Raw genomic sequence first — 8,190 nt, forward strand, 5'->3', positions numbered from 1 at the left:
CCCCCCGGCGCGGCGGCCTGCCCCTCTGGCAACCCTCGGCGGGGCATGGCAAACTGACCGGACGGCCGGTCGCGTTCGCCGCGGCCGACCCTGCGCGTCGCGGGGGACCGGCTCGTCGCTCCAGACGAGGACCGCGTCGCCCAGCGCGCGCCACAAGGAACTTCAGCCGGCAACTGAACGCCGGCGCGGGAGGATGCATGACCCAAGACGCCGGAGGCCGCACGGGCTTCCTCGCCCCCTATCGCGCCCTGGACCTGAGCGACCGCCGCGGCCTGCTCGCCGGGCGCATGCTCGCCCAGATGGGCTGCGACGTCCTGCAGATCGAGCCGCCCGAAGGCTCCGACGGCCGCCGCGTCGGCCCCTTCGACGAGGCCGGCCGCTCGATGCACTGGGCCGCCTACGCCGCGGGCAAGCGCAGCCTGGCGCTGGACCCGAACGACCCCGGCGACGCCGAGACGCTCAAGGCCCTCGTCGCGAAGGCCGATTTCGTCATCGAATCCCGCAGCCCCAACGAGGCCGCCCGCCTGAGCCCCGAGGAGATCGCCGCGATCAACCCGCGCGCCATCCACCTGCTGATCACGCCGTGGGGCGAGACCGGACCCAAGGCCGACTGGGCCGAGTCCGACCTCGTGCTCTGGGCCTCGGCCGGGCCGCTGGCGCCCACCGCCATGGCCGGCGGCACGCCCACGCGCATCTCGGTCCCGCAGGCCTGGCACTTCGCCGCCTCCGACGCCGTGTGCGGCGCGATGGTGGCGCTGTTCCACCGCCACGCCTCGGGCGAGGGGCAGAAGGTCTCGACCTCGGTGCAGCGCTCCTCGACCTCGGCCACGCTCTCGGGCAGCCTCGCCTCGGTCGTGGGCCACCCCGACTTCTCCCTGCGCCCGCGCTACACCGGCTCCAAGAAGCCGCTCGACCTCTCGGGCTCGGGCGCGCGCACCGCCCGCTCGAAGTGGGAGGGCAAGGACGGCCTGCTCGAGATTCATCTCGCCATGGGCCCCGCCACCGGGCGCTTCACCAACAACTTCATGAAGGTGATGAAGGAGAAGGGCGCCCTCTCGGAGCGCTTCCACGACTGGGACTGGTCCACCATCCACGAGAAGATCATGGCCGACGAGGTCGACGACGACGACCTCGAGGCCTGCCGCGAGGAGGTCGGCGCCTTCCTGCGCACGATCACCCAGGACGAGTCGGTCGAGCTCGCCATCGCCAACCGCCTGCTGCTGGCCCCGGTGACCACCACCGACAGCCTCTACAAGAGCCCGCACGAGACGGCCCGCGGCTTCTTCCGCAAGGTGAGCGACGCGGAGGGCCAGGAGACCCTGCTCCCCGGCCCCTTCGCGATGACCGCCGCCCCCGCCTTCGCCCCTGACGCGCCCGCCCCCGCGCTGGGCGAGGGCGGCGACGCGGCGCTCGAGGACTGGCTGGGCGCGCGCGGCGCGGCCCGGCAGACGATCACGGAAGGAGCGGCGCAATGAGCGGACCTCTCGCGGACATCAAGGTCCTGGACCTCGCCTGGGTCGTGGCCGGGCCGATGATCGGGCGCAGCCTCGCCGACTTCGGCGCCACGGTGGTGCGGGTCGAGCATCCCAAGCGCGTCGACACCGCGCGCGCCATCGGCCCCTACTACGGCGGCGGCTACGACGTGCAGCGCTCGGCCTGCTACGCCAACGGCAACGCCGGCAAGCTGGGTCTCGCGCTCGACCTGCAGAACGAGGACGCCCGCGACGTGGTGCGCGAGCTGGCCGCCTGGGCCGACGTGGTGGTCGAGAGCTTCGCCCCCGGCCAGGTCAACCGCTGGGGCCTCGACTACGACAGCCTCAAGGCGATCAACCCGAAGATCATCATGGTCTCGACCTCGCTGATGGGCCAGGCGGGGCCCTGGAAGGCGCTGGCGGGCTTTGGCAACATCGGGGCCGCGATGTCGGGCTACCAGGGGCTGGTGGGTCCCGAGGAGGGGCTGCCGACCGGTCCCTTCGGCCCCTACACCGACTATGTCGCGCCGCGCTTCGGGATCCCGATGGTGCTCGCCGCGCTCGACTGGCGGGCGCGCTCGGGCGAGGGCTGCTACATCGACCTCGGTCAGGCCGAGACCGGCATGCAGTTCCTGGCCTCGGCCTTCGCCGACTACGGCGCGACGGGGCGCATCGCCAAGGCCGAGGGCAACCGTGACGCCGCCATGGCGCCGCATGGCGTCTACCCCGCCCTGACGAAGGAGGGGGAGGATCCCCGCTGGATCGCCGTGGCGGCGCAGAACGACGCCGCCTGGACCGCGCTGGCCGCCGAGATCGGCGGCGCCGCCAGCGACGCCCGCTTCGCCACGCTCGCAGGCCGTAAGGCCGCCGAGGCGGAGCTCGACGAGATCGTGGGCGCTTGGACCGCGACGCGCGATCCGGTGGCGACGGCCCAGGCGCTGCAGGGTCTGGGCGTCGCGGCCTCGACGGTCGCCAACGCCGCCGACCTCGCCGAGGATCCGCAACTGGAGCACCTGGGCCACTGGGAGCGCGTGCCCCATCCCCAGATCGGCCAGGCGACGGTCGAGGCCAGCCGCTTCGCCCTCTCGGCCACGCCGGCCCATGTGGCCCGCCCCGCGCCCGAGTACGGCCGCGACCAGGAGGCGGTGCTGACCGGCATCCTGGGCTATGACGCCGCGAAGCTCGACGCCCTCAAGGCTGCGGGCGCGATGCCCTGAGGCCCGGGCGCTCCCCGTCCCCGGAGCGCGCCTTCCTCTGACCGACGCTTCCTCACGCCCCGTCCGCGCTTTCGCGGGCGGGGCATCTGCGTTGAGGGGGCCGCGACGTCGCCCGCGGGCGGTTAACCCTGTTCATGACGCGGCGCCGAATAATTGCGCGAAAGCGGCGTTGACCGTTCCGCATCCGCGAGATATCCAACCGCTTGGTCGGAAAAACCATCAGGCGCCGGGACATCCCTTGGGACGGAAACGAGCCATCGCAGACACCGCGCTTCTGGACGCGGCCGAAACCGTGGTGCGCCGGGATGGCGCGGCGCGGCTGACGCTCGACGCCGTGGCGAACGAGGCGGGGATTTCCAAGTCCAGCGTCCTCTATGCGGTCGGCTCCAAGCACGGACTGATCCGCGCCATCATCGAGCGGCGTATAGACGACTGGCACGGCCGCTGCGCGCAGCGCGAGGCCGAGCTGATCGACCGTCCCGAACGCGCGGTGCAGGCGGTGCTGGAGATGATCGCCGAGCCGATCCCCCAGGACGACCGCGCGGTGGCGGTGTCGCTTTCGGCGGCGGTGTTCTCGGACGAGGCGCTGCGCGAGCCGATCCGGCGCGACGTCGCCGACCGGTTTGCGCGCGCCGAGCGCGACGCCGACACGCCCACCGGAGCGCTGTGCGCGCTTCTGGCCATCGAGGGTCTGCTGTCGCTCGAGCGCTTCGACCTTCACCAGTTCGAGCCGGCGCAGCGCGCGCGGCTCCTCTCCGCGATCGCCTGGATCGCGAGGCACGAACCCGGCGTCGGGGACCTGGTCCCGGGCGCTTCGCATGACGATGACGGCGCGCCGTCGGCCGGGCCCGCAGGCCGGCCGTGCGGCGGCGGCCGAGGCTGAGGAGACCGTCCATGTCCAGATGTTCCGCGCGCCCGGCGCGATCCTTCGCGCTGCCGGCCGGCGCCCGGCCGCTGCTGTGCGGCCTCGCCGCGGCAGTCCTTGCGACCGCCCCGCTCGGCGCCCTGGCGCAGGGGGCGGGCGGGGGCGCGCCCCCGCCCCAGGCGGTCTCGGTCGTCACCGCCACGCCCGAGGCGATCCCGGTGGTCAACGAGCTGCCCGGCCGCGTCGCGCCCACCCGCATCGCCGAGGTGCGCCCGCGGATCGCGGGCATCATCGAGGAGCGGGTGTTCACCCAGGGCGCCCATGTCGAGCAGGGCGACATCCTCTATCGCATCGACTCGGCCCCGTTCCAGGTCCAGGTCGACCGCGCCCAGGCCGCCGTCGAGCGCGCCGAGGCCGCCCGCGTCCGGGCCGAGCAGGCCTCCGACCGGCAGGTGGAGCTGCGCGAGCGTCGCGTCGTCTCGGCCCAGCAGTTCGACGACGCGGCCTCCGAGCTCGCCCAGGCGACGGCCGCGGTGGCCGTGGCCGAGGCCGAGCTGCGCGCGGCCGAGTTGAACATGCACTACGCCGAGGTGCGGGCCCCGATCTCGGGACGCATCGGGCGGGCCCGGATCACCGAGGGGGCGCTGGTCTCGGCCCAGGGCGAGAGCCTCGCCACGATCCAGCAGCTTGATCCGGTCTACGCCGACTTCACCCAGTCGGCGACCGATCTGCTGTCCCTGCGCAAGGCGTTCAAGGCGGGGGCGCTGTCGCGTTCGGAAGGCGGGGACGTGGCGGTGCGGCTGATGTTCGACGACGGCGCGGCCTACGAGGCCGAAGGCCGGCTGCTGTTCTCGGAATCGACGGTCGACGAGACCACCGGCCAGGTGACCCTGCGCGCCGAGTTCCCCAATCCCGACGGCGACCTGCTGCCGGGCATGTACGTGCGCGTGCAGATCGAGCAGGGCGTCGAGCCGCAGGCGCTGGCGGTGCCGGTGCAGGCGATCCAGCGCGGCTCCGACGGGCAGGCGATGCTGTGGATCGTGGGCGAGGGCGACAAGCTGCAGGCCCGCGTGGTCGAGACCGACCGCATCGTCGAGGGTCGCTGGGTGATCCGCAGCGGCCTGAACGCCGGCGACCGGGTGGTGGTCGAGGGCTTCCAGAAGACCGGACCCGGCGCGACCGTGACCCCGCAGCCCTGGCGCCCCGAGACCGCGGCGGCCGACGGCGCCGCCGCGGCCGCGCCCGCAAACGACGGCTGAGAGAGACCCGATGCCCCGTTTCTTCATCGACCGGCCGATCTTCGCCTGGGTCGTCGCGATCTTCATCATGATCGGCGGCGCGCTGGCGATCCCGCAGCTGCCGATCGCGCAGTATCCCAACGTCGCGCCGCCCTCGGTCCAGATCACCGCGACTTACCCCGGCGCGGCGCCCGAGGACCTTTACCAGGCCGTCACCCGTCCCATCGAGGACGAGCTGAACGGCATCGACGGCCTGCTGTATTTCGAGAGCACCTCCGAGGCCTCGGGCCGGGTGCAGATCACCGCCACCTTCCAGCCGGGCTCCTCGCTCGACCAGGCGCAGGTGGACGTGCAGAACCGGATCCGGCGGGTGGAATCGCGCCTGCCCGAGACGGTGACCCGGCTGGGCATCGACGTCGAGACCTCGGCCTCGGGGTTCCTGATGGTCGTCGCGCTGCGCTCGACCGACGGGTCGGTCAGCCCGGTGGGGCTGGGCGACTACCTCAGCCGCAACATCGCCGGCGAGATCCGGCGCATCGAGGGCGTGGGCGGGGCGCAGGTGTTCTCGGCCGAGCGCGCGATGCGCATCTGGCTTGATCCCGACAAGATGCTGGGCCTGAACCTGACCACCAACGACGTGCTGGCCGCGATCCGCGCCCAGAATGCGCAGGTGGCCGCGGGCTCGATCGGGGCGGCGCCCAATCCCCTCGACCAGACCATCACCGCCACGGTGGTGGTGCGCGGGCAGCTGAGCTCGGTCGCGGCGTTCGAGCAGATCCTGCTGCGCGCCAACGCCGACGGCGCGGTGGTGCGCCTGAAGGACGTGGCCCGGGTCGAGATCGGGGCCGAGAGCTACAATTTCTCGTCCCGTCTCAACGGCGATTCCGCGGCGGCGCTGGGCGTGCAGCTCTCGCCCGAGGGCAACGCGATCAACACCTCCGCGGCGGTGCGCGAGGCGATGGAGGACCTGGCCCAGTATTTCCCCGAGGGGATCGAGTACTCGGTGCCCTACGACACCTCGCCCTTCGTGGAACTGTCGATCGAGAAGGTGCTGCACACCCTGCTCGAGGCGGTGGGGCTGGTGTTCCTGGTGATGCTGCTGTTCCTGCAGAGCTTCCGCTACACCGTGATCCCGACGCTGGTGGTGCCGGTGGCGCTGCTGGGGGCCTGCGCGGTGATGCTGGTGGCGGGGTTCTCGATCAACGTGCTGACCATGTTCGCCATGGTGCTGGCGATCGGCATCCTGGTCGACGACGCCATCGTGGTGGTCGAGAACGTCGAGCGGATCATGTCCGAGGAGGGGCTGCCCCCCAAGGAGGCGACCCGCAAGGCGATGGGCCAGATCTCGGGCGCCATCGTGGGCATCACGCTGGTGCTCTCGGCGGTGTTCATCCCGATGGCCTTCTTCCCGGGCGCGGTGGGGGTGATCTACCGGCAGTTCTCGCTGACGATGGTCGTCTCGATCCTGTTCTCGGGGTTCCTGGCGCTGTCGCTGACACCGGCGCTGTGCGCGAGCTTCCTCAAGCCGGTCAAGGCCGGCCACCAAATGGCCAAGCGCGGGCCGCTGGGATGGTTCAACCGCGGCTTCGACCGGGCCACCAACGGCTATGCGCGCTTTGCGGGCCTGGCCGCGCGGCGGGCGGGGATCATGATGATCCTCTATCTCGGACTGGTGGGGTTCCTGGGCTGGAGCTGGACCAACCTGCCCTCCTCCTTCCTGCCCAACGAGGATCAGGGCTTCCTGATCGTCGACATGCAGACCCCGCCCGAAGCGAGCTTCAACCGCACGCTGGAGTTCGTGAAGACCGTGGAAGGCGTCGCGGGCAGCCAGGAGTCGGTGCAGGACATCGTGGCGATCCAGGGCTTCTCGTTCTCGGGCGGCGGGCAGAACGCGGCGCTGGCCTTCATCACCCTCAAGGACTGGTCCGAGCGCGGGCCCGACCAGTCGGCCCAGGCCATCGCCGGCCGGATCACCGGCATGCTGTGGGGCGAGAAGGACGGGTTTGCGTTCGCGCTCTCGCCGCCGCCGATCCAGGGGCTGGGCACCTCCTCGGGCTTCGACTTCCGTCTGCAGGACCGCAACGACGCGGGCATCGCCGCGCTCTATGCCGCGCGCGATCAGCTTCTGGCCGCGGCGGGGCAGTCGCAGGTGGTGACGGGGCTGCGGGTCTCGGGCCTGCCCGACGCGCCGCAGCTCAGGGTGACGCTCGACCGCGAGAAGGCCAACACCTTCGGGGTGGCGTTCTCGGACATCAACGCCACGCTGACCTCGTTCCTGGGCTCGGCCTACGCCAACGACTTCCCCAACTCCGGGCGCATGCAGCGGGTGATGCTGATGGCCCAGGACGACGCCCGGATGACGCCCGAAGACGTGCTGAGCCTGAACGTGCGGAACTCTCTGGGGGGGATGGTGCCGCTGTCGGCCTTCGCCTCGGTGGACTGGATCCGCGGGCCGCTGCAGATCGTGGGCTACAACGGCTATCCCTCGATCCGCATTTCGGGCTCGGCGGCCGAGGGCTATTCCTCGGGCCAGGCGATCGAGGAGATGGAGCGGCTGATGGGCGAGCTGCCGGACGGCTTCGGGTACGAGTGGACCGGCCAGTCGCTGCAGGAGATCCAGTCGGGCAGCCAGGCGCCGTTCCTGATCGCGCTGTCGGCGGTGTTCGTGTTCCTGCTGCTGGCCGCCCTCTACGAGAGCTGGGCGATCCCGCTGTCGGTGATGATGGTGGTGCCGCTGGGCGCGATCGGGGCGGTGCTGGGGGTGACCTGGCACGGGATGTCGAACGACGTCTACTTCAAGGTGGGCCTGATCGCGATCATGGGCCTGTCGGCCAAGAACGCGATCCTGATCGTGGAGTTCGCCAAGGACCTGCGCGACGAGGGCATGAGCCTGCTCGACGCCACGGTCGAGGCGGCCAAGCTCCGTTTCCGGCCGATCATCATGACCTCGCTCGCCTTCACGCTGGGCGTGACGCCGCTGGCGATCGCGACGGGGGCGTCCTCGGCCTCGCAGAACGCGATCGGGATCGCGGTGCTGGGGGGCATGATCTCGGCGACGCTGCTGGCGGTGATCTTCGTGCCGGCGTTCTTCGCCTTCGTGATGAAGTGGATGGGGGGGAAGGCGAAAAAGCCGCCCCCGGCCCCGCCGGCGCCCGAACCCGAACGCGACGCGGACGGGAACCTCTTCAAGGCCTGACCATCAGACGGCCGCCCCCCCGGGGGCGGCCGTTCCGGTGACGGAGAGCGGGCGCCCTGCGGGCGGGCTTGGCTGCGTCGCGCATGGGGTGGGGAGAGCGCCTGGGAGGGGAGGACGGGAGCCTCCGGCGGGCTCCCGACTCACCCAAGAACAGGCGCTTTGCGAGGGGGGGTCGGGCGTTGCGCCAGGGGCGCTCAGTAGC

General features: G+C 71.7%; 5 protein-coding genes. All 5 read left to right on the top strand.

Going from position 1 to position 8,190, the window contains the following annotated elements:
- The first annotated feature begins 197 nt into the window (after nucleotides 1–197).
- The 5 genes from AAC134_RS22860 (at nucleotide 198) to AAC134_RS22880 (ending at nucleotide 7,988) form a co-directional block, all read left to right on the top strand.
- Nucleotides 198–1,475 (top strand): CoA transferase, encoded by a 1,278-nt coding sequence (locus tag AAC134_RS22860; protein WP_339951947.1) that lies wholly within the window; start codon nucleotides 198–200, stop codon nucleotides 1,473–1,475.
- A complete protein-coding gene (locus AAC134_RS22865) occupies nucleotides 1,472–2,689 on the top strand; it encodes a CoA transferase (RefSeq protein WP_339951949.1) in 1,218 nt (405 codons plus the stop codon). The genes AAC134_RS22860 and AAC134_RS22865 overlap by 4 nt, the downstream gene beginning before the upstream one ends.
- A gap of 238 nt (nucleotides 2,690–2,927) precedes the next feature.
- A complete protein-coding gene (locus tag AAC134_RS22870) occupies nucleotides 2,928–3,572 on the top strand; it encodes a TetR/AcrR family transcriptional regulator (protein ID WP_339951951.1) in 645 nt (214 codons plus the stop codon).
- Nucleotides 3,573–3,583: 11 nt separating this feature from the next.
- Complete coding sequence (locus tag AAC134_RS22875; RefSeq protein WP_339951953.1) at nucleotides 3,584–4,813, top strand: efflux RND transporter periplasmic adaptor subunit; 1,230 nt, start codon at nucleotides 3,584–3,586, stop codon at nucleotides 4,811–4,813.
- Nucleotides 4,814–4,823: 10 nt separating this feature from the next.
- Nucleotides 4,824–7,988, top strand: coding sequence for an efflux RND transporter permease subunit (locus tag AAC134_RS22880; protein ID WP_339951955.1), 3,165 nt, complete (start codon nucleotides 4,824–4,826; stop codon nucleotides 7,986–7,988).
- The last annotated feature ends 202 nt before the right edge of the window (nucleotides 7,989–8,190 follow it).

This window comes from uncultured Albimonas sp. (genome assembly GCF_963977235.1).
Taxonomy (GTDB): Bacteria; Pseudomonadota; Alphaproteobacteria; order Rhodobacterales; family Rhodobacteraceae; genus Albimonas.

Bases quoted from the DNA above. Each gene is read 5' to 3' on its own strand.
- AAC134_RS22860 (WP_339951947.1), top strand. From the start codon at position 198: ATGACCCAAGACGCCGGAGGCCGCACGGGCTTCCTCGCCCCCTATCGC.
- AAC134_RS22865 (WP_339951949.1), top strand. From the start codon at position 1,472: ATGAGCGGACCTCTCGCGGACATCAAGGTCCTGGACCTCGCCTGGGTC.
- AAC134_RS22875 (WP_339951953.1), top strand. From the start codon at position 3,584: ATGTCCAGATGTTCCGCGCGCCCGGCGCGATCCTTCGCGCTGCCGGCC.
- AAC134_RS22880 (WP_339951955.1), top strand. From the start codon at position 4,824: ATGCCCCGTTTCTTCATCGACCGGCCGATCTTCGCCTGGGTCGTCGCG.